Origin of the sequence: Rhodanobacter sp. T12-5 (assembly GCF_008329435.1) — a bacterium.
Classification (GTDB): domain Bacteria; phylum Pseudomonadota; class Gammaproteobacteria; order Xanthomonadales; family Rhodanobacteraceae; genus Rhodanobacter.
The window spans coordinates 97,962-119,146 of sequence record NZ_NPKN01000009.1; the positions used below are offsets into that span (position 1 = coordinate 97,962).

Annotated in this window: 24 protein-coding genes and 1 tRNA gene; 16 read left to right on the top strand and 9 right to left on the bottom strand. The window is 64.7% G+C overall.

The window, feature by feature from the left end; translation table 11 throughout:
• The first annotated feature begins 53 nt into the window (after nt 1-53).
• The 8 genes from CIW53_RS16220 to CIW53_RS16255 all read left to right on the top strand — a co-directional run bounded on the left by CIW53_RS16220 (nt 54) and on the right by CIW53_RS16255 (nt 7,986).
• Nucleotides 54-2,327: a DNA translocase FtsK gene (locus CIW53_RS16220; RefSeq protein WP_242451956.1), complete on the top strand. Its 2,274-nt coding sequence runs from the start codon at nt 54-56 to the stop codon at nt 2,325-2,327.
• Nucleotides 2,328-2,470: 143 nt separating this feature from the next.
• Nucleotides 2,471-3,136, top strand: coding sequence for an outer membrane lipoprotein chaperone LolA (lolA, locus tag CIW53_RS16225; RefSeq protein WP_149365764.1), 666 nt, complete (start codon nt 2,471-2,473; stop codon nt 3,134-3,136).
• Between the two features lie 7 nt (nt 3,137-3,143).
• Nucleotides 3,144-3,842: a YoaK family protein gene (locus tag CIW53_RS16230; protein WP_149365765.1), complete on the top strand. Its 699-nt coding sequence runs from the start codon at nt 3,144-3,146 to the stop codon at nt 3,840-3,842.
• Nucleotides 3,843-4,047: 205 nt separating this feature from the next.
• Nucleotides 4,048-5,385: a replication-associated recombination protein A gene (locus CIW53_RS16235; protein WP_172969712.1), complete on the top strand. Its 1,338-nt coding sequence runs from the start codon at nt 4,048-4,050 to the stop codon at nt 5,383-5,385.
• Nucleotides 5,386-5,510: 125 nt separating this feature from the next.
• Nucleotides 5,511-6,089: a hypothetical protein gene (locus CIW53_RS16240; RefSeq protein WP_149365766.1), complete on the top strand. Its 579-nt coding sequence runs from the start codon at nt 5,511-5,513 to the stop codon at nt 6,087-6,089.
• A 107-nt stretch (nt 6,090-6,196) separates the two neighbouring features.
• Complete coding sequence (gene serS / locus CIW53_RS16245; protein ID WP_149365767.1) at nt 6,197-7,477, top strand: serine--tRNA ligase; 1,281 nt, start codon at nt 6,197-6,199, stop codon at nt 7,475-7,477.
• Nucleotides 7,474-7,857 (top strand): LrgA, encoded by a 384-nt coding sequence (locus CIW53_RS16250; protein ID WP_149365768.1) that lies wholly within the window; start codon nt 7,474-7,476, stop codon nt 7,855-7,857. Before serS ends, CIW53_RS16250 begins: the two co-directional genes overlap by 4 nt.
• Nucleotides 7,858-7,896: 39 nt before the next feature.
• Nucleotides 7,897-7,986 (top strand) — tRNA-Ser (locus CIW53_RS16255).
• Nucleotides 7,987-8,239: 253 nt separating this feature from the next.
• On the opposite strand, the gene CIW53_RS16260 is transcribed toward CIW53_RS16255, so the two are convergent.
• Nucleotides 8,240-8,431 carry a DUF3606 domain-containing protein gene (locus tag CIW53_RS16260; protein WP_172969704.1) on the bottom strand — a complete coding sequence of 64 codons (192 nt, stop codon included), beginning with the start codon at nt 8,429-8,431 and terminating at the stop codon, nt 8,240-8,242.
• A complete protein-coding gene (locus tag CIW53_RS16265) occupies nt 8,428-8,667 on the bottom strand; it encodes a hypothetical protein (protein ID WP_149365770.1) in 240 nt (79 codons plus the stop codon). Before CIW53_RS16265 ends, CIW53_RS16260 begins: the two co-directional genes overlap by 4 nt.
• A gap of 219 nt (nt 8,668-8,886) precedes the next feature.
• Here CIW53_RS16265 and CIW53_RS16270 point away from each other — a divergent pair, with 219 nt between their 5' ends.
• Complete coding sequence (locus CIW53_RS16270) at nt 8,887-9,183, top strand: superinfection immunity protein (RefSeq protein ID WP_149365771.1); 297 nt, start codon at nt 8,887-8,889, stop codon at nt 9,181-9,183.
• Nucleotides 9,180-9,836, top strand: a complete 657-nt coding sequence (locus CIW53_RS16275) for a hypothetical protein (protein WP_149365772.1) — start codon at nt 9,180-9,182, stop codon at nt 9,834-9,836. The genes CIW53_RS16270 and CIW53_RS16275 overlap by 4 nt, the downstream gene beginning before the upstream one ends.
• A 3-nt stretch (nt 9,837-9,839) precedes the next feature.
• Here CIW53_RS16275 and CIW53_RS17725 read toward each other — a convergent pair whose 3' ends face one another.
• Nucleotides 9,840-10,016, bottom strand: coding sequence for a hypothetical protein (locus CIW53_RS17725; protein ID WP_172969705.1), 177 nt, complete (start codon nt 10,014-10,016; stop codon nt 9,840-9,842).
• A complete protein-coding gene (locus CIW53_RS17730; RefSeq protein WP_172969706.1) occupies nt 10,013-10,273 on the bottom strand; it encodes a hypothetical protein in 261 nt (86 codons plus the stop codon). Before CIW53_RS17730 ends, CIW53_RS17725 begins: the two co-directional genes overlap by 4 nt.
• A gap of 510 nt (nt 10,274-10,783) precedes the next feature.
• On the opposite strand from CIW53_RS17730, the gene CIW53_RS16280 reads away from it, so the two are divergent.
• The 5 genes from CIW53_RS16280 (at nt 10,784) to CIW53_RS17735 (ending at nt 14,619) form a co-directional block, all read left to right on the top strand.
• A complete protein-coding gene (locus tag CIW53_RS16280) occupies nt 10,784-11,074 on the top strand; it encodes a BrnT family toxin (RefSeq protein WP_197736684.1) in 291 nt (96 codons plus the stop codon).
• Nucleotides 11,058-11,354 carry a BrnA antitoxin family protein gene (locus CIW53_RS16285; protein ID WP_242451950.1) on the top strand — a complete coding sequence of 99 codons (297 nt, stop codon included), beginning with the start codon at nt 11,058-11,060 and terminating at the stop codon, nt 11,352-11,354. The genes CIW53_RS16280 and CIW53_RS16285 overlap by 17 nt, the downstream gene beginning before the upstream one ends.
• A 267-nt stretch (nt 11,355-11,621) precedes the next feature.
• The gene (locus tag CIW53_RS16290) at nt 11,622-13,061 is read left to right on the top strand and encodes an amidohydrolase (protein ID WP_149365774.1); all 1,440 of its coding nucleotides are present in this window, start codon (nt 11,622-11,624) and stop codon (nt 13,059-13,061) included.
• Nucleotides 13,058-14,425, top strand: coding sequence for an amidohydrolase family protein (locus CIW53_RS16295; RefSeq protein WP_149365775.1), 1,368 nt, complete (start codon nt 13,058-13,060; stop codon nt 14,423-14,425). Before CIW53_RS16290 ends, CIW53_RS16295 begins: the two co-directional genes overlap by 4 nt.
• 50 nt (nt 14,426-14,475) lie before the next feature.
• Nucleotides 14,476-14,619, top strand: coding sequence for a hypothetical protein (locus CIW53_RS17735; RefSeq protein WP_172969707.1), 144 nt, complete (start codon nt 14,476-14,478; stop codon nt 14,617-14,619).
• Between the two features lie 59 nt (nt 14,620-14,678).
• Here the strand turns inward: CIW53_RS17735 and CIW53_RS16300 are convergent, their stop codons facing one another.
• Nucleotides 14,679-16,745, bottom strand: a complete 2,067-nt coding sequence (locus CIW53_RS16300) for a TonB-dependent receptor (protein ID WP_149365776.1) — start codon at nt 16,743-16,745, stop codon at nt 14,679-14,681.
• Nucleotides 16,746-17,535: 790 nt separating this feature from the next.
• Here CIW53_RS16300 and CIW53_RS16305 point away from each other — a divergent pair.
• Nucleotides 17,536-17,922, top strand: coding sequence for a hypothetical protein (locus CIW53_RS16305; RefSeq protein ID WP_149365777.1), 387 nt, complete (start codon nt 17,536-17,538; stop codon nt 17,920-17,922).
• Between the two features lie 101 nt (nt 17,923-18,023).
• Here the strand turns inward: CIW53_RS16305 and CIW53_RS16310 are convergent, their stop codons facing one another.
• The 4 genes from CIW53_RS16310 to CIW53_RS16325 all read right to left on the bottom strand — a co-directional run bounded on the left by CIW53_RS16310 (nt 18,024) and on the right by CIW53_RS16325 (nt 21,164).
• The gene (locus CIW53_RS16310; RefSeq protein ID WP_149365778.1) at nt 18,024-18,614 is read right to left on the bottom strand and encodes an alpha-ketoglutarate-dependent dioxygenase AlkB; all 591 of its coding nucleotides are present in this window, start codon (nt 18,612-18,614) and stop codon (nt 18,024-18,026) included.
• A 28-nt stretch (nt 18,615-18,642) separates the two neighbouring features.
• Entirely contained in the window at nt 18,643-19,605 is a 963-nt protein-coding gene (locus tag CIW53_RS16315; protein ID WP_149365779.1) for a cation diffusion facilitator family transporter, read from the bottom strand.
• 3 nt (nt 19,606-19,608) lie between these two features.
• Nucleotides 19,609-20,349 carry a DNA-formamidopyrimidine glycosylase family protein gene (locus tag CIW53_RS16320; protein ID WP_149365780.1) on the bottom strand — a complete coding sequence of 247 codons (741 nt, stop codon included), beginning with the start codon at nt 20,347-20,349 and terminating at the stop codon, nt 19,609-19,611.
• A gap of 68 nt (nt 20,350-20,417) precedes the next feature.
• Complete coding sequence (locus CIW53_RS16325; RefSeq protein ID WP_149365781.1) at nt 20,418-21,164, bottom strand: DUF72 domain-containing protein; 747 nt, start codon at nt 21,162-21,164, stop codon at nt 20,418-20,420.
• Between the last annotated feature and the right edge of the window lie 21 nt (nt 21,165-21,185).

Genomic DNA, 21,185 nt, shown 5'->3' on the forward strand with positions numbered 1-21,185 from the left:
TGGCGCGCAGCGCAAATGCAAGACAACAACCGAGGGAAGGCCTCAGCGAGGAGCTGAAGCGCCGGCTGCGTGAAGCCGGCGCCCTGCTGCTGCTGCCGCTGGCGCTGTATCTGCTGGTGTGCCTGTTCAGCTACAACCCGCATGATCCCAGCTGGACGAACGCCGGCCAGCTGGAGCATGCGCACAATTTCGGCGGCACCGTCGGCGCCTACGTCGCCGACCTGCTGCGCTGGATCTTCGGCCTGGTCGCCTACTGCTTCCCGCTGCTGCTGCTGTTGCTGGGCGTGCAGGTGCTGCGCCAGCGCGGCGACGAACGGGTGGTGCACCCGTGGGAGCCGGCGCTGCGGCTGATCGGCTTCGTGTTCTTCTTCATTACCGGGCCGGCACTGCTCTACCTCAATTTCCACGACGAGCCGGTCTTGCCGCAGGGCGTGGGTGGCATCATCGGCGTGTGGGTCGGCGACGCCTTGCTCAGCGCGTTCGGCGACAAGGGCGCGCCGCTGCTGCTGCTGGCGCTGTTTCTGATCGCGGTGACGCTGGCCACGGGCCTGTCGTGGTTCAAGCTGGCAGACTGGACCGGGCAGGGCGTGCTCAAGCTGGTCGACTGGCTCCGCGGCAAGCTGCGCCGGGCACCCCAGGCATTGGCCGCGCGGCAGGCACGCACCGAGCGTGAGGTGGTCAAGAAGGCCGATGCGGTGCGGCAGGCCAAGCGCGAACCGGTGCGCATCGAGGCCGCCCCCGCGCCGGTGACCAAGAGCGAGCGGGCCAAGCTGGAAACCCAGATTCCGCTGTTCACCGGCGCTGCCGCTCCGGGCGAACTGCCGCCGCTGTCGCTGTTGGACGAGGCTCCGCCGCAGGGGCCGGGCTATTCCGAGGAAACCCTCGAGGTGCTCTCGCGCCAGGTCGAGTTCAAGCTGAAGGATTTCAAGATCGACGTGAAGGTGGTCGGCGCCTATCCGGGCCCGGTGATCACCCGCTTCGAGATGGAGCCGGCGCCGGGCATCCGCGGCTCCCAGGTATCCAGCCTGGACAAGGACATCGCGCGTGGCCTGTCGGTGGTCAGCGTGCGCGTGGTCGACGTGATCCCCGGCAAGAACGTGATCGGGCTGGAGATCCCCAATACCCACAAGCAGATCGTGTATCTCTCCGAGATCCTGCGTTCGGACAAGTACGACCAGCTGAAATCGCCGCTGGCGCTGGCGCTGGGCAAGGACATCGGCGGCAAGCCGGTGGTGGTCGACCTGGGCAAGATGCCGCATCTGCTGGTGGCCGGCACCACCGGTTCGGGCAAATCCGTGGCGGTCAACGCGATGGTGCTGAGCCTCTTGTACAAGGCCAGCCCGAAAGACGTGCGGATGATCATGATCGACCCGAAGATGCTGGAGCTCTCGGTGTACGAGGGCATCCCGCACCTGCTGGCGCCGGTGGTCACCGACATGAAGGAGGCCGCCAACGCGCTGCGCTGGTGCGTGGCCGAGATGGAGCGCCGCTACAAGCTGATGGCCGCCGTCGGCGTGCGCAATCTGGCCGGCTTCAACAAGAAGGTGAAGGACGCCGAGAATGCCGGCCAGCCGATGCTGGACCCGCTGTTCCGGCCGAACCCGGATATGCCGAACCTCGCCGCCGAGCCGCTGGAGCCGCTGCCGTACATCGTGGTGATCATCGACGAATTCGCCGACATGATGATGATCGTCGGCAAGAAGGTGGAGGAGCTGATCGCCCGCCTGGCGCAGAAGGCGCGCGCCGCCGGCGTGCACCTGATCCTGGCCACCCAGCGCCCGTCGGTGGACGTGATCACCGGCCTGATCAAGGCCAACATCCCCACCCGCATCGCGTTCCAGGTCTCCAGCAAGATCGACTCGCGCACGATTCTCGACCAGTCGGGCGCCGAGACCCTGCTCGGCCACGGCGACATGCTGTACCTGCCGCCGGGCACCGCCACGCCGGAACGCGTGCACGGCGCCTTCGTCGACGACCACGAGGTGCACCACGTGGTCGCCTGGCTGAAATCGCAAGGTGCGCCGCAATACATCGAAGGCGTGCTGGAGGAAGTGCAGGCCACCAGCGACGGCAAGTTCATCAACGATTCGGGCCTGCCGCAGGAAGGCGAAGAGGGCGGCGACGCCGACACCCAGCTGTACGACAAGGCGGTGGCGATCGTCACGCAGACCCGGCGCGCCTCGATTTCCGGCGTGCAGCGGCACCTGCGCATCGGCTACAACCGCGCCGCACGGCTGGTCGAGCAGATGGAGCAGGACGGCGTGGTCAGCGCCCCGCAGCACAACGGCAACCGCGAAGTGCTGGCGCCGCCGCCACCGAAGAATTGAGCGCCAGCCCTTGCGGGAGCGACTTCAGTCGCGATGCTCCTGGCCTTGTCACCGAAGAGCATCGCTACTGAAGTCGCTCCTACCATTCGGTTAAGCCTGCACGCTTCACAATTCACCGCATCGCCACGTTTCCAGGGAATCCGATGAAACGCTTCATGCTCGCCATGTCCGCCGTTGTGCTGATGTTCTCGCTGAGTGCCGTGGCGCAGGCTGCCACCGGTCCGGCGCGTGCACGGCTGGATGCGTTCGCCACCGGCCTGCATTCGCTGACCGGGCATTTCACGCAGTCGCTGGTCGACATCAACGGCAAGGCCGGCAAGAACAGTTCCGGCACGCTGGCGATGCAGTCGCCGCGACAGTTTCGCTGGGACACGCTGACGCCGTACAAGCAGGTCATCGTGGCCGACGGCAGCCGGGTATGGATGTACGACCCGGAACTCGAACAGGTCACCGTGCGCATCCAGAGCAGCGAGGAGGCGCATAGCCCGCTCACCGTGCTGACTGACGTCAAGCAACTGGACAAGAACTTCAAGGTTGCCGAACGGGGTGAGCGGGATGGCCTGGTCTGGTTGAGGCTCACCTCTACGGCAAAGGATCCGCAGTTCGATTACGCGGACCTCGGCTTCGACGCGAACGGCCTGGCACGGATGACGTTTCGCGACCAGCTCGGTTCCACCACCGACATCCGTTTCTCCGACTGGCAGCGCAACGCACCGATTCCGCCGGACACTTTCAATTTCGTGCCGCCGAAGGGCGCCGACGTGATCGGCGACGCGCCGGTGATCACCACCCAGCCACTCAAGGACTGATCCGGTCATGCCTGTACTGCGTCAGCTGCCGCGGTGGGCGTGGATCGGCGGCGGCGTGCTCGCCTTCATCGCCGGCATCGTCAACGCGGCCGGCTACATGGGCTTCCGCCACCAGTCGATCACCAACCTGACCGGATCCACCAGCCTGCTCGGCGTGGCATTCGGCACCGGCGACGGCGGCGAGGCGTGGCACTGGGGGCTCTCGATCGGCGCCTTCCTGATCGGTGCGATTCTCAGCGGCATGATCGTGCAGCAGAGCACGCTGAAACTCGGACGCCGCTACGGACTGGCACTGATACTGGAATCGTTGCTGCTGTTCGCCGCGGTACCGCTGCTCGACGCCGGCAGTCCGGTCGGCCTGTACCTGGCAGCGATGGGCGCGGGGTTGCAGAACGGCATGGCCAGCACTTACAGCGGCATGGTGTTCCGCACCACCCATGTCTCCGGCATGTTCACCGACCTGGGCATCTACATCGGCCAGCGGCTGCGCGGGCTCGAGGTGGATACCCTGCGCATCCGCGTATGCGTGCTGGTGGTGACGACCTTCACCCTCGGCAGCGCCGTCGGCGCTCTGCTGTTCGGCGTGCTGGGCGAACGCACCCTGCTGATTCCGGCCGTGCTTACCGGGTTGTGCGGCGTGGGCTACGGGCTGTATTGCCAGTACAAGGCGGGATGGGGGGCTACAGGGGATGTCGACGCAGGCTGAGTGAGGGTAAATCCCGTCGGCCCGCCTGCGCTTTTGTCACTCTCTTGCGCGCGGGAAAATTGAAGCACAGCAGTCGAAACGTGCCGACCCGCTCTTGTGGGAGCGGCTTCAGCCGCGACGCTGTCCCGGCGCGCAGCACAGTGCAGCACCCCACCGGCATCGCGCCATGACCAATGCACCGGCAGGCATGGCTTATCATGCCCGGATGCCTCGTCCCGCCTCACCATCCACCCCCGGCCTGTTCGCCGAACCCGACGCGCTCAAGCCTCTGGCCGAGCGCATGCGCCCGCGCAGCCTCGACGAGATCGTCGGCCAGCAGCGCCTGGTCGGGCCGGACAAGGCGCTGCGCCGCGCGCTGGAAGCCGGCAAGATCCACTCGATGGTGCTGTGGGGCCCGCCTGGCTGCGGCAAGACCACCTTGGCGCTTCTGGTGGCACGTTATGCCGACGCCGATTTCCGCGCCATTTCCGCCGTACTCTCCGGCCTGCCGGACGTGCGCAAGGCACTGGCCGAGGCCGAGGTGAACTTCGCGCAAGGGCGACGCACCGTACTGTTCGTCGACGAGGTGCACCGCTTCAACAAGACCCAGCAGGATGCGTTCCTGCCGCACATCGAGCGCGGCGTGATCATCTTCATCGGCGCCACTACCGAGAACCCGTCGTTCGAGCTGAACTCCGCACTGCTGTCGCGCTGCCGCGTGCACGTGCTGGAGCCGGTCTCCACCGCCGACATCATCGCCGCACTGAAGCGCGCGCTGATCGACAGCGAACGCGGCCTGGGCGAGCTGCAGCTGCAGGTCTCCGATGAATCGCTGGACTCGATCGCCCAGGCAGCCGACGGCGACGTGCGCCGCGCGTTGACCCTGCTGGAAATCGCCGCCGAACTCGCTGAAGACAAGCGTATCGACGAAGCGACATTGACTCAGGTTCTGGCCGACCGTACCCGCCGGTTCGACAAGCAGGGCGAGCAGTTCTACGACCAGATCTCGGCGTTGCACAAGTCGGTACGCTCGTCCGACCCCGACGCGGCGGTGTATTGGCTTTGCCGCATGCTCGACGGCGGCGTCGATCCGCTGTACCTGGCCCGGCGCATGACCCGCATGGCGGTGGAGGATGTCGGCCTGGCCGAGCCGCGCGCCTGGCGGATGGCGCTGGACGCGTGGGACACCTACGAACGCCTCGGCAGCCCCGAAGGCGAACTGGGCCTGGCACAGCTGGCGATCTGGCTGGCGATCGCGCCGAAGAGCAACGCCGCCTACATGGCCTACAACAAGGCCCGTGCCGCGATCCGCGAAGGCGGCACGCTGGAAGTGCCGATGCACCTGCGCAACGCGCCGACCAAGCTCATGAAAGGCCTCGGCTACGGCAAGGGCTACCAGTACGACCACGACGCCGAAGGCGGCATCGCCCTCGATCAGCAATGCCTGCCCGACGAACTGGCCGGCAGCGTGTTCTACGAGCCGGTCGAGCGCGGACTGGAACTGCAACTGCGCGAGAAGCTGCTGGCGCTGCGTGCCGCCCGCGAAAAGGCGCGCAAGCCGTAGGAGCCCGCTCGCGGGCGATGTTTTCCGCGATGCCAATGACCGCAGTCCCGCCGTGCTGCGCGCTCCCTTGCCGCCGCTGCGATCCCGAGCCTAGATTTCATCCCATCAACCGGGGAGGGTGAAGCATGCGCGTACTCGTGGCGGGTCTTATCGGCGGCATCCTGATGTTCGTGTGGGGCGTGGTGGCGCACATGGCGCTGGGCCTGGGCGAGGTTGGCCTGCGCCTGCCAACCAACGAAAACATCGCGCTCAGCGGCCTGCAGCAAGGCCTGGGCGGGGAGCCCGGCGTATACCTGTTGCCCGCGCTGGATCCGAAGAAAATGGGCGACGCGGCCGAGGTACGGACCTATTCGATCAAGGCCGTACGCTCGCCGTATGCCTTCGTGGTCTACCAGCCGCAAGGCACCGACATGACCCGGATGGGGCCGCAGATCGGGCGGCAATGGGCATCGGATACGTTGGGCGGTTTGGCGCTGGCGTTCGTGATGGGGCTGGCAGGCCTCGGTTTTCGGCGCCGCCTCGCCGTGGCGGCGGCAGCGGCCGTATTCGCCTGGCTCGGCACCACCCTGCCGTACTGGAACTGGTACCGTTTCCCGCTCGATTTCACGCTCGCCGCGCTGGCCGAACAGCTCATCGGCTGGCTGATCGCCGGTGCCGCGATGGCCTGGTGGCTGGGCCGCAGCGAGCGCAAGCTGGCCAGCTGAGCGTGTCGGCAAGCCGGGTGGCGATGTAACGCCACCCGGTATTCATTGCGGCAATTGCCACCCGGCAGCGATAATTCGCGGTTCAAGCCTTCATCTGGACCTCGATCATGCTGGATCCCGCACTGCTGCGTTCGCACCTCGCCGAAACCGCCGCGCGACTCAAGAAGACCCGCAACTTCGATCTGGACGTGTCCACCGTCGAAGCGCTGGAGAGCACGCGCAAGCAGTTGGCGATGGAAACGCAGGAACTGCAGAACCTGCGCAACACGCGCTCGAAGTCGATCGGCCAGGCCAAGGCAAAGGGCGAGGACGTCGCTGCGCTGATGGCCGAGGTCGCGGGCCTGGGCGACAAGCTCAAGGCCAACGAGCAGGCGCTCGCGGACGTGCAGGCGAAGCTCGCCGACATCGCACTGGGCATCCCGAACATCCCGCACGAGTCGGTGCCGCTCGGCAAGGATGAAAACGACAACGTCGAGGTGAGCCGCTGGGGCAATCCGCGCAGCTTCGATTTCGCGGTGAAAGACCACGTCGAACTCGGCGAACGCCACGGCTGGCTCGACGGCGACGCCGGCGCCAAGCTGTCCGGCGCACGCTTCACCGTGCTGCGCGGCCAGCTCGCGCACCTGCATCGTGCGATCGGCCAGTTCATGCTCGACCTGCACACCGGCGAGCATGGTTACCTCGAATGCAACCTGCCGGTGATCGTCAACGCCGACAGCGTGCAGGGCACCGGCCAGCTGCCGAAATTCGAAGACGACCTGTTCGCCACCGAAGTCGGCGAATCGAAACGCTACCTGATCCCCACCGCCGAAGTGACGTTGACCAACCTGGTGCGCGACACCATCCAGGACACCGACGCGCTGCCGCTGCGCATGACCGCGCACTCGCTGTGCTTCCGCGCCGAGGCCGGCAGCTACGGCCGCGACACCCGCGGCATGATCCGCCAGCATCAGTTCGAGAAAGTCGAGATGGTACAGATCGCCCGCGCCGGCGACTCGCATGCGCAACTGGAGGAAATGGTCGGCCACGCCGAAAACGTGCTGAAGAAGCTCGGCCTGCCATACCGCAAGGTGCTGCTGTGCGGCGGCGACATGGGCTTCACCGCCGTCAAGACCTACGACCTCGAAGTGTGGCTGCCCAGCCAGCAGACCTACCGCGAAATCTCCAGCTGCTCCAACTGCGAAGACTTCCAGGCCCGCCGCCTGCAGGCCCGCGTGCGCAACCCCGACACCGGCAAGCCCGAACTCGTGCACACCTTGAACGGCTCCGGCCTCGCCATCGGCCGCACCCTGATCGCGGTGATGGAAAACAACCAGAACGCCGACGGCTCGATCAACGTGCCCGAAGTGCTGCGCCCGTACATGGCCGGACTGGACCGCATCGCATGAACACGTCGGCAGCCGCCCGCGGCACCTGGGACAAGGTCGAGTTCTACACCAGCTACTTCCTGCTCACGGTGCTGGCTTCGGTGATCGGCACGCGACTGGGCTTCGACGGCGTGTGGCAAATGCCGAAGATCGACCTGGTGCTTTCCATCATCGCGCTGCTGCTCGTCATCGGCAGCTTCTGGTTCGCCCGCCACCACCGCCGCTGGCGCCTGTGGATCATCGCCTTCGCCAGCGCCACGCAACTCGTGCCGATGGTCGTTCGCCAACCGGTATTGTTGCTGCCGCTGCTGGGCGCGCTGATCCCGGTGGCGATCCTGGTGGGGTGTCTGGTGGCGTTGTCGAAGAAGAGCGGCAACGGTTCCTTGTCGCCACGTTCCTGATAGGATTGCGTCCCTCGCAGAAGGATCGCGAACAAGTCTGGAGAGATGGCCGAGCGGTTTAAGGCAGCAGTCTTGAAAACTGCCGTAGGTGTAAGCCTACCGTGGGTTCGAATCCCACTCTCTCCGCCAGATACGCAACTAAGTCCCTGAATATAGGGCCTTTTTGTGGGCGATGTATTTTGTTCCCTTGTAAGTTCCCTGCGGGTCCGCAATGGCAGGTGTTCGCACTGTGCGACAGCTCGGCTATCTATTGCCGTCTATTTTAGAGACGCCTGTCCCCTGTTGACTGCTGCGCGAATGTCAGCATTAGTCAACAGTCAGGCGCCTTGTTCATTCGCCGTCTTTGCGCTGTACCCGGAACGGAAGGCTGCTCACAGCCTGCCTATGACGCTCTCGCCGGCTCGAACGATTCCAGCGCGCATCTGGTGGCGAGGTAGATCTCGACCACGCCGACCTCGGTGCTTCGAGTCGCGCGCACCGCCTCGATCAGATCCTGATCGCTGCAGCTGAAGCAGCCGCACCAGTGCGCACGGCTCAGACTGTCGCGGATATTGATCCGCTCGCTCGCACTCACGCTATGGCGCCCGTCCACGTGTCTTGTGCCGCCTGGTAATGGGCCAGCGGCACGATCACGTCAGCGCTGTGCATTTCCACCCTCGTGACAAGGCCGGACTCCATATGCCCTGTTCGATCGGCGTCCCGCGCCTGCCTGATAGCAGCGCCGAGCTGCAGGCCATCCGCGATCGTGGCGCTCATAGTGCGAATGCACCATAGCCCGCTTTCATTCTGCTTCACGGTATAGACGATCATGCGCGGCACCCAAAGGAAGTCGCCCCGGTCATCGGTCAGCGCTGATAGAGGGCAGTCTGGCCTGACTCGCGGGGCAGGATCTAGATTGCCGGCATGGCACTGGGGTGTGAGCCAGCGCAAGGTGAGCAAGCGTGTAGGCGAATGCCGATGCCATGTCAGTGGATGATTGTTATATTGCCTTCGCATGTCAGGGGACATGCGAGCAAATAGGGGGAATTCATGGACGTTGCTTTGTTACTTCTGATGCTTGTTGTCGGGCTGTTTTTCTATTTCCTCCCGGCGTTCGTTGCGAGCAATCGAGGGAACCCGAACACAACCGCCATCTTCATACTCGATCTGCTTCTTGGCTGGAGTCTGGTCGGCCGGGTCGTAGCGTTGGTATGGGCTTGTTCGGGCGAGAACCGTAAAGTGGCTGCTGGCGCGAAGGTCTACACCTGCCCATATTGCGATGAAGAGATCCGGCCTGCCGCGATCAAGTGCAAGCACTGCGGTTCAGAAGTCACGCCAACAACATGAAAACGACTGTTGCGTTCTTCGCCGGAGTCATTACCGCCGCGGTGGTGGTCTTACTGATCGCGCACTGGCCAGCTGTGTGTGCCATCAATGGCTCGGTATTCTGGACAGCAGCCGGCGCAATCGGTAGCGCGTCCGCAGCAGTGGTTGCGGTCGGCATTTCCACCCGAGAGGGACGTCGTCGCGATAGGCGGGTTGCCGCGCGTGCGCGAATTGTCGCATCGCACCTCTTCACACCGTGCAGTGGATTGATGATTGCGTTGGATTTGGTGACTAAACAGGGCGCCGTATTCTCAGCGATTCTTCCCGGCTCGGCATCTACTGCAGTCACGGACAGCGCCGCTGCTTTGAATGCAGCGTGCAATCAGATCGCTGAATCTGTTCGCTTCTTCAATGTCGACGACGCAACATATTTGCCTGCGTATATTGGAGAACGCCTAGCGGTAGGCATAGGCGCTGCTGAATTGGTGATGGGTAGCACGCGTGCAGCCACCGACATGTACTTTGCTGCCGACAGCGATCCAAATCCCGACAGCGTGAGGTTCGAGGCTGCTTCGGATTTCATAGGACATAGGACTGCGACCGTCGCCGCAGCTAACGTACGGATATTCATGGATTGGTGCAGGAAGGAATTCGAGGAAAAAAGCGGTGCCTAAGCTTCATGGTTGTCGGTCAGTCTCATCCAGGACAGCCAGCGGTCCGCGATAGTGTTCCTGTTGGCGCTGGCGATCGTGCTCAGCGGCCTTGTCGACGCCATCCGCGACGTACACCACACGCAGCACCTCCGGTGGCGAGATCTCGCGCTCCAGCGTGCGCACTCGGTTCTTGAGGTTCATGATGGCCTCCTCCTGACAACGATCACTGCCGCGATCCGCTCGCGTTCTAGCTTCAGCTCAGCAAGACGCGCAGCCCTCTCTTCCGGAGAGCGGATGAAAACTTCGGATTTCTCCACAACAAGACCGTTCAACTTCGCCACGTCCATAAGGGTCTGACGTGCCACAGATAGACCGTCTGCGCATCCCAACTTCTCGGATTTGTCGGCAATACTTATCAGGTCGGCAGTTATGGATGCCGCCGTGGATCGCCCAGGCATGCTGCCGCCTTACATGCCGACAACCGCCGATGGTTCGTGCCGCTTGTTCGGTGACTTGTCCACGATGCGCAACAGGCAGGGTCGCCGACTTCATGCGCAAGCCGTCCGCTTCCGGTATCTGAAGCGGCGCAGACTGCCACGACGTGCCGTAACCAAAGGCTGCCGCCAGACGCTTAGCTGCCCGATCTACTTGCTCGGCTTCCGCGTCCGTGAATTTCTCTGTTCTGCGTTCGGCCGCCCCCAAAAGCGGAACGGGGGAAGTTAAGTCGCAGTGACTTTTCCCGGAATCCTTGATCCGAATGGCAGCATCAGAGGCTAAACGGGCGGCGGCGACATGAGTCTTCAGAGTCACTTGCGCTTTTTCGCGGCGGCGCGATGGGCAGGATTCCTGGGCCGCCGACAACACGGCAGTGACCGAACCATCCAGGCAATGGGTAGCCGGTGTGCGAATGCCACTTTGACAGTCGCACTCCATGTAACTACAGTTCGTAGCTACGGAATCTGGAATCCATGGATATGGACTTCGAGTGGGACGACGCCAAGGCGGCTTCAAATTTGCGCAAGCATGGCGTCGCCTTTGAAGATGCGGCCCATGTGTTTCTGGATGGCGGACGTGTCGACATGGTCGATGACCGCGAGGACTACGGTGAGGTCCGATGGTTGACGTTGGGCTGGGCAGGGCCGGTCTTGCTGGTCGTTGCCTACACTTTGCGCGGTGCTGGTGGAGACATCATCCGCATCATCTCGGCCCGCAAGGCCAATGCCGGCGAACGAGCGTACTACCATGAAAATGAAGCTTGATCCGAAACATCCCACGCCGTTGACCGCTGCGCAGCGCAAGCGCCTGCAGGCGGTGGCAGACAAGCCGGACGGCGGCATCGACTACAGCGACATTGCCGCGATGTCGGCCGAGTTCTGGGCAAGGCATCGTCCGGAGCGAAGCGAGCCGAAGGCGCAGGTGACCTTGCGGATCGACCAGGATGTGCTCGATTACTTCAAGGGTGGCGGCAAGGGCTACCAGACGCGGATCAACGATGTGCTGCGCAGTTTCGTGGCGGCCCACACACCAGGCCAGCGCTGAATCAACCGCACCAAAAAAGGTGTCAGGGACAATTTTGGTTCGCCTCTCTCCAACTCGTAAGGCGCGATGGCCTGCGTGACGACTATTGGATACAGCCAGGGCGCCGGCACATTCTGTCGACCTCGCCACGCTCGATCTGCACACAGCCCTCGTTTCCGCAAGCAAGACTTTGCCGACGCTTCCATGTACGGTTTGCCGGTCGCGGCAACGGACACGCCGTAGATCGCAGCCAGGGCAGGCATGTATGGGGCCAACTTGGGAGCGAAGATGAAATCGTCACACTTGCGCGCGGTGACGCTCGCGGTTTTGCTGGTGGTGTCTGCAGGGGCTGTCGCGAACGCTGCGGCCCCGCCGCCGGCCGAATTCCCGCCGGACGCCTTTCCGTCCACCTACCAGGCGCTGCCTGCGCAGACCACGCTGATCCAGCACGCGACGATCTACACCGGCACCGGCGAACGCATCGACGATGGCTCGGTGTTGCTGCGCGACGGCAAGATCGCGGCGGTCGGCAAGCAGGTCGAGGCACCTGCCGGCGCCGTGGTCATCGACGCGAAGGGCAAATATGTCACGCCCGGCCTCATCGACGTGCATTCGCATTTGGGCGTCTATCCGTCGCCGGCGGTGGAAGCCACCGCGAACGGCAACGAGATGACCAATCCGACCACGCCGCAGGTGATGGCGGAAAATTCGGTCTGGCCGCAGGATCCGGGTTTCAACACCGCGCGCGCCGGCGGCGTGACCACGCTGGAGATCCTGCCCGGTTCCGGCAACCTGATCGGCGGTCGCGGTGTGGTGCTGAAGAACGTGCCGGCCACCACCGTGCAGGCGATGAAGTTTCCGGATGCGCCGTACGGACTGAAGATGGCTTGCGGCGAGAACCCGATGCGGGTGTACGGCAGCCGCCACCAGTTTCCATCGACGTTGATGGGCGATGTCGCCGGCTACCGGCAGGCATTCGCCGATGCCCAGGCCTACGACCGCGAGTGGAAGGCGTGGGAAGCCAAGGTCAAGGCCAAGGGGGCCGCCGAGGCCGGCCCGCCGCCCAAGCGCGACCTGGGCAAGGAAACCCTGGCCGAAGTGCTCGACGGCAGGATCCGCGTGCAGATGCATTGCTACCGCGCCGACGAGATGGCCGCCTTGCTCGACGTCGCGCACGAGTTCGGCTTCAAGATCGCGGCGTTCCATCACGCCGTCGAGGCCTACAAGATTCCGCATCTGCTGGCGAAAACCGACACCTGTGCGGCGATGTGGGCCGACTGGTGGGGCTTCAAGATGGAAGCGTGGGACGGTATCCGCGCCAACATCGCGATGACCGACGCCGGCGGTGCCTGCGCGATGATCCATTCGGACGACGAGAACGGCATCCAGCGCCTCAACCAGGAGGTGGGCAAGGCGCTGGCGGCGGGCCGGCGCGCCGGGCTCGACATCAGCGAGGCGCACGCGGTGATGTGGATGACGCTCAATCCCGCCAAGGCGCTCGGCCTGGACAATCGCATCGGCTCGCTGGAACCGGGCAAGGATGCCGACGTGGTGATCTGGAGCGCCGACCCGCTCAGCGTCTATGCGCGTACCGAGAAGGTGTTCCTCGACGGTGCCGTGGTGTTCGACCGCGCCGATCCGGAGCGGCAATCGACCTCCGACTTCATGCTCGGCAGTTTCGTCGACCCGCATGCTGCGGATGTCGATGCAGGGGAGGGCGCCCGATGAAATACCTGGTCATGATCCTCGCGATGCTTTGCGTCGCCTGCAGCCCCGCCGATCGTTCGGCGGACCGCGCCGATGCCGGCGCCACCCGTTCCGCGGCGAGTGCGGACAACCATGTTGCCGGCGACGGCAAGGTCTACGCCATCACCGGCGGCACCGTGTACACACTGGGCGCCGCCGGCAAGATCGAGCACGGCACGGTGCTGCTCAAGGACGGCCGGATCGCCGCGGTCGGCGCCAACGTCGACATTCCCGCGGGCGCCGAGCGCATCGACGCCAGCGGCAAGATCGTCACGCCCGGCATCTTCGATCCGGAAAGCCAGTTCGGCATCGTCGAAGTGGGCGCGGTCAAGGAAACCCGCGATGCCTCGGCCGGCGACTCGCGCTTCAGCGCTGCCTTCGACGTGGCCGACGCGATCAACCCGCGCTCGGTATTGATTCCGGTCAACCGCATCGCCGGCGTCACCCGCGCCATGGTGTCGCCCACCGACGGCGACAAGCACATCATCGCCGGCCGCGGCGCCATCATCGACCTGGGTTCCACCGAGGGCTTCATCCACCGCGATCCCGCGGCGATGTTTGCCGCGCTGGGCGAAACCGGCGCGGAGCAGGCCGGCGGCTCGCGCGCGTCCGCGCTGCTGGCCTTGCGCGAGGCGCTGCAGGATGCCAAAGACTACGCCGACAACACCCGCGCCTACGCCAGCAACCAGCGCCGCAAATACGCGCTGACGCGGCTGGACCTGGAGGCGCTGGGTCCGGTGTTGTTGGGCAAGGAGCCGTTGGTGGTCCACGTCGAGCGCGCCAGCGACATCGAGGCCGCGCTGCGGCTGGCTGCCGACTTCAACCTGCGCCTGATCGTCTCCGGCGGTGCCGAGGCCTGGATGGTCGCCGACAAGCTGGCCGCCGCCCACGTGCCAGTGCTGCTCAATCCGCTGGAAGACCTGCCGGCTCACTTCGAGACGCTGGGCTCGACGCTGGAAAACGCTGCGCGCCTGCAGAAAGCCGGCGTGACGATCGCCTTCGCCACCGGTGACACCCACAACGCCCGCAACGTCACCCAGGCCGCCGGCAACGCCGTCGCCAACGGCCTGCCGTGGCTCGATGCGCTGAAGGCGCTGATGCTCAACCCGGCACGGATCTACGGCATGGACAAGGACGTGGGCACGCTGGAGCAGGGCAAGCTGGCCGACGTGGTGATCTGGAGCGCCGACCCGCTGGAACTGTCCAGCTTCGCCGACCAGGTCTTCATTGCCGGTCGCAAGATCCCCATGGTCAGCCGCCAGACCATGCTGCGCGACCGCTACATGCAGGCGATGCAGGAGAAGCAGGCCGTGCCGCCGGGTTACATCTTGCCGAAGGCGCAGTAAGGATGTGCCGCGGGCGCCGTCGCCAGCGGCGACGGCGCCCGACGTCGTAGATGCCGTCTCGCCCCATGGTCGTCGACGGGCTTGTACTGCCGGGTTTGAGCGCCGGCAGTGCACTGATTCCGCTGGGTGCCTTCAGCGAGGTGGCCGGCATCGCCGCGGTCAAGGCGCTGCCGGTGCTGATCTTCTTCGTGTGATCGCACTTTCGCTGGCCGACCTGTTGAGCCGGCAACACCTGTTGCTGCCGAGATAACGATCAGCGAAAGGTCAGGCGGCAACCGATGTAGAGTGCGCGGCCCGGGCCGGGTTCGAAATAGCGGCCGGTGGATTCGTTGACGATGACCGAGCCGATGTAGCGACGGTCGAACAGATTGTCCAGGCGAAGGAAGGGCGCGATCTGCATGCCGGCATCGTCAATGACGTAGCCCAGACTTGCGTCGACCAGCGCGTAACCCGGCGCGCGTGCGCTGTTCGCGTCGTCGGCAACGACGGCACCGATGGCCGACAGTTGCAGCTGCGCATGCCAGCCGCGGTTGCCGCCCCAGCGCAGGCTCGCATCGAGCGCCGAGCGCGGCACGCCGGCGATGCGCGTGCCGGTGGTTCCCTCCACCGGTTGCGCAAACCGTGCGTCGAGCCATGTGTAAGCGAGATGGGCCTGCCAGCGTGGAGCCAGCGACAGTTGCAGCTCGGCTTCGACACCGCGGCGGCGCGCGCGACCGCGGTTGCGGTAGGTGGTGCGCCCGTCGGTGTTGCTGTCCACCGCCAGTTCGTTGCGGGTATCGGCCTGGAACCACGCCAGCTCGACGCTGTTGTCGCTGGCCCAACGCCATTTCGAACCCAGTTCGAAGTTGTCCGAACGCGCCGCCTGCAGACCGAGGTTGAGCCCGCTGCCGCCGTCGCTGCGGTAACCGAGTTCGTTGAAGGTGGGCGTTTCGAAACCGTGTCCCCACGACGCGTACAGATGCCAGTTGCGGCCGGCGCGGTACAGCACACCGGCGACCGGCGTGGTCACTGCGTAGTTGCGCCGGCCGCTGTCATCGGGATTGCCGGCGGTGATGTAGCGATCGTCGACAACGAAATGCACGCTGCTGTGACGCAAGCCGCCGCTGAGCGACCAGCGTGGCGACAGGTGCCAGCTCGCCTGGGCGTACTGGTCGAAGTCCCACACCGTGTCACGTTCGTTGCGCCGCAACGCCCCGATCACGCCCAGCGCGTCGCCGACGAAATTTTCGTAGCCGTGGCGCAGCTGGCTCTGCCGGTCCCAACTGCTGCCCACGACCCACTCGAACGGACGTCCGCCGAGCTGGCCATCCCAACCTCGGCGCAGATCGACTCCGCCGTAATCGCCGTCGAGGTCCACCACGCCGCCGGCACTCAAGGGGCTGGCCTGTGCCGATGGCGGTATCGACAAAAACTGCTGCACTCCACGCTCGCCGTAGTAGCCCATCGCACGCCATTGGCCGCCGTGATTGTCGTCGTGTTCGAGGATGAGGCCGGCCTGGTTCTGGCGCACACTCTTGCGCGTGTCGTAGAGCAGCGCCGAGGGCGCGGCCTGGCGCGGATCGACCAGGTATTCCTGGCGGGTGAGCCCCTTGGGATCCTGCGCGTGCGGCAACAATACGCTGTTGGCCACCACCGTGATCCGACTGCCATCGCCCAGCGTGAAGCGCAGCCTGGCGTTGCCGTTGTCGCGCTCGGAGCGGCTGTGCCGACGAAAGCCGTCGCTGCGCAGACGCGACAGGTCGACGTTGTAGTCGAGACCACCAGCGATGCCGCGCGTGCCCAGTTCGACACGCTGACCGGCGTAGCGCCCCGCGCCGAACATCGCGCGCCATTCGGGCGGGTCGGTGCCGTCGGCGGTGAACAACTGGATCACGCCGCCGGAGGAATTGCCGTACAGCGCCGAGAACGGACCGCGCAATACCTCGATGCGGTCGGACGCGCCGAGGCTGAAATTCGACAACTGACCCTGACCGTCCGGCATGGTGGCGGGGATGCCATCGACGTACAGGCGCACGCCACGCACGCCGAACGTGGTGCGCGCACCGAAGCCGCGGATCGAAATCTGCTCGTCCTGCGCTGCATTCTGGCGGTCGCGTGCCAGCACGCCGGGCACTTCGCGCAGGGATTCGGACGGGTTGATCGACACGCGATCTGCCTGGAGGTTCTGCAGGCTTACTGCATCGATGGACGAGGGCAGATCGAACGGCTTCCGTGCACTTCGGGTCGCCGTCACCACGATATCCGGCAAGGTGGTCGATCCGTTCTGCCCCAGCGCAGGAAATGCCGGCAGGACCAGGCCGATCGCCGCTATCTGCATCATCGCCCGGCAAACGGGACGGCCTCGCATCATCGGGAGTTGCCCATGCAGCGAAACCGGTGAGTGTGGATGGCCAAATGCATGCGTACCTTCCGGTTGTTCAGGTGTCCATGCCGCTCTCGCCCCGCCTGTCGTTTCGTCGGTCCCTTGGAAAGGTGCAGGGGCATGTGTCTCGCTGCATGCGGGGTTCGGGCTTGAAGTTGCGGCGACAGGCTCAGAATGACATTTGCGCCAGCAACTCGTAAATGTGCGGATCGATCTTGAGGCTGCCGCGGCGCTGGACGCGCACATCATGGGTCTGCAGCTTCATCGCTTGATCGACCTGCCGTCGGCGCAGCGATGTCGACGAAGTGGAAATCGACGAACAAGATCTGTGGGAACGGACGCAATGGGAATGCCGCTGCCCAGAAGCATCGGACTATCGCGTGCTGAAACTCTGCATTCAGTGAAGGTCTTCTGAAGATCGAACGCGAATCCATTCACGACATGCCTTGTGCATCGATCGGTCGAACTCGACGGCACGGTTTCCACGTCGTACGGACGGCGCAATGGGCTTTGCGGTTTTCGAGTTGAAAGGGACCGGTGTGAATACGACTTTCATGTTTTGTATGCCTGTGCTTCGAATGTGTTCGACGACCATGCGGCGCGGTATCGCCATGGAAACGGGTACGGATGGCGGCGACATCCGCCGGAGCACAGGTGCCAACCCGGAACCGTCCAACCGGCGGCGTGTCCACCGTTTCGATGACCGTGCATTCGTTGGCCCGGTCCTTCCATGCAGGGAGGGGATGAGATGCGCAATACACAGGCAATGCCGAAAAACGGCGTCAAACAGAAGGCTCTTGCTGCGCCCCCGCAGAGAGAGCGATCCACCACCGACGGGAATCCGGCGTCCTCGCCCGTGGCGGACGATCCGCATGATGGTCGGGTGCACAGCGGATCAAGCGGTGACGACGGCCAGTATCAACCAGTCGACCGCGCCGCCACCCCGGCGTCACCGCAACCGGGACACACCGGCGATCCCGGCGCGGCGCGCGACACCTCCTACGACCCGATGCCGTCTCCGGCCGAAGCCTACGCGAACACGGGGCAGGCCAACACCGAGCCGCAGCGGGAAGCCTCGGCCAAGCATGGCCTCGGACGAACAACAAGGCGGGCGAAGGATCCTCGTGTCGGATAGGGCCCGGGCTCAGGCAATGGACGCTCCATAGTCCGAGTTCCCGGAACCTGCTTCGGCCCGTCGCCATGGCGCGCATGCGAGCGAACGCCGGTGGAAACCCGTCATCTCAGGCCCGAGTCGCCACGCACGCGAAACGCCAGACTGATGCGCGGCCCTGCCGGCGCACGCTGCTTGGGTATGGCGTGGTCGTAGTGCAGTTGCGTCTCCCAGCTCATCAGCAGCAGGCTGCCGGCCACCAGGTCCAGTTGCAGCACGCGGCGTGGCGGGTGCTTCGCGCGTATCGTCATGCGCCGGGTGGCACCGAGCGAGAGCAGGGCGATCGGCTGACCACGGATGATGTCGGCGAGTTTGTCGTTGTGCGGTGCGACGCTGTCGTGCTGGTCGCGATAGAGATTCAGTCCGATGCTGTCGAACGGAGCAGCCACCGCTGCGGCCACTGCGGCATGCGCCTCGCGCAAGGCGACCGGCAGATCCGGATCGTCGACACGAAAATGCGCACGCAGGCGCGGCACTTCCACCTCGCGCTCATACATCAGTCGCGTCCCGCTCTTCCATGCGATGCCGGCATGCAGTTGCTCGAACCAGCGTTGTGCGGTGCCATCTTCCACCAGGTCCGGCACGAGCACGATGCGTCCGCTGGCGTCGTCCAGCAACCGTTGCGGTCCGTTGTCGAACAGGCTCAGCTGTGCCATGGCGGCAGGAATGCCGGCAAATACATGCTCACGGGTTCAGTTCCTTCGCGCTCGTTTCCACCAGCTTGCGCCGTGCACGCCAGACCTCGGCGGTCTGCGGCTTGACGAACAGCGAGATGATTTCCGGATGGGCGACCTTGGCCTGTTTCTCGATGCGGTTGATGCAGGCTTCGATCTGCGTGGTGTTCAATGCGTCCTCGAACTCGGCGCTCAGCGCAGCCACCACCTGATTCGGTCCCATCTGCACGGTCAATACGCCGTTGGCGCAGCGCACGCCATCATCGCCTGCGGCGATCGCGAGTATCGCTTCGCTCACCGCCGGATGGGCAGTTTCACCGATCAGCAAGCCCTTGGTTTCGCGTGCCAGCAGCATCGCGGATACAGCCAGCACGCCAGCGATGCCGATGGACGCGACGCCGTCGAGCACGGGCTGATCGAGCAACTGCGCGCCGATCAGGCCGGCCAGCGCCACCAGCAGGCCGAGCAGCGCGGCGCTGTCCTCCAGCAGGACGGTGAAGGTGCTGGGGTCCTTGCTCAGGCGGAACGCCTCGAAGTACCCGAGCCGGCCCTTGCGTGCACGGAATTCGCGCAGCGCCACGAACCATGACGTGCCTTCGAACAGGAGCGATACGGCCACCACCAGATAATTGATCAGCGGGCGTTCGATGGGTTCCGGTTGGCGGATGTGCATCACGCCCTCGTAGAACGACACGCCTGCACCCATCGCCAGCACCAGCAAGGCGACGATGAAACTCCAGAAGTACAGTTCGCGACCGTGCCCGAACGGATGGGTGCGGTCGGGCGGCATGCCGGCGCGGTGCAAACCGTACAACAGCAGCAGTTCGTTGACCGTGTCGACCAGCGAGTGCACACCCTCGCTGAGCATCGCCGAACTGCCCGAGAGCCCGGCTGCCACGAATTTTGCGATGGCGATCATCAGATTGCCGCCAAGCGCGACATAGACCACCTTGTGCGAACCGGAGCCGGGCATGGATCAATCCTCCGTATACAGTTTCTGGCAATGCAGGCAAAAGAAACTTCGGCGATGCGTCTTGCCCAGATACGCGCGCTGCAGCGGGATGTCGTGGCGCGGGCAGCGCCCGCGGTTGTGCACCAGCCAGTGTTTGGCCAGTACGTGCGCCTTCTTCCAGGCCAGGAACTCGAACGTATAGACATGGGCCTGCTGCACCAGTTCGCGCAGCTTGTACGGAGAAAGCGCGCCGACCTTCGACAGCGGATGCACGCGTATCCGGAACAGCACCTCGTTCTTGATGATGTTGCCGACCCCGGCAAAGACGGTCTGGTCGAGCAGGGCGTCGCAGACCAGGGCATGCGGCATCTTGCGCAGTTTTGCGCGCGCCAGCTTCGGGTCCCAGTGGTCCGACATCACGTCGCTGCGCCAGTCGTACAGCGCGTCGAGGCTGCCCTCCAGCAGGCGCACCGAGCCGTTGTAGAAGTTCAGTTCGCCCTCATCGAAAACAAGGTTGAGCCGCGGCGCGATATCCCATCCCTCGTTGATGCGGTAGCTGCCGAACATCAGCAGGTGGACGCGTACGGTCAGGTCGTTCGACAACTCGATCAGGAACTGCTTGCCGAAGCTGCGCAAGGCAAGTACGCGGCGGCCTGGCAATCGCTGCATGTCGATTTTCGCGTTGCCCTTCGCGTGCAGGATGGTTCGCCCGGCAAAGGCCGCGGCTTCTTCGCGCAGGATGACGATGGAGGGGCCTTCCGGCATCAATACTTCCCGGGCATTCGTGGAATGGCTACTGTGCGTCGCGGAACGACCACGTGAAGTGAAGTGCGTCAGCCGATACGTTCGATCAGGTCCAGTGCGTTCGCCACGGCGTGGCCGAGCGCCGTGTTGTCGAACACGCACCAGCGCTGGGCGCAGCCGTGGCGCACGCGCTGCAGCCGGCGTTCGATGCTGCGTAGCGCGGCGTTGGAGTAGGCGTCGTAATAGATGTGCGGTGCGCCGTGCAGGCGGAAATACTGCAAACGGGGATCTCCCGCCGGAACCGCTGCCCGTGGGATCCGCGCCGGATCGGCGGCCACCCGCGCGATACCCCGCTCACGCAGCGCGCGGTCGACGGCCGGTTGAAACCACGACAGGTGGCGTGGCTCACAGGCCACCGGCCCCTGGTGCAGCCGTATCAACTGATCGAAGAAGGGCAGTGCCTCCGATGGCGCGTAGGCAAGGCTGGGTGGCAGCTGCAGCAGCAGGCAACCCAGTTTTGCACCCAGTTCGCCGACCTGGCCCAGGAAGATTCGCAGCGCCGGTTCACAGTCGCGCAAGCGGGCTTCGTGGCTGATGGCGCGCGGCATCTTCACCGCAAAGCGGAACGCTGGCGGTACGCTGGCCGCCCAGCGGCGGTAGGTGGCCGTCAGATGCGCGCGATAGAACGAGGAATTGATCTCGACGCAGTTGAACCGTTGCGCGTAGCGCTCGAGGTGGCTGTTCCCTTCGGGAAAGCGGCTTGCCTGCGCGGAAGGGATCGACCAGCCGGCGCAGCCGATGAACAACATGGGTCGGGACGAAGCAGCAACGTTCATCTAATCATCGTCCACGCCAAA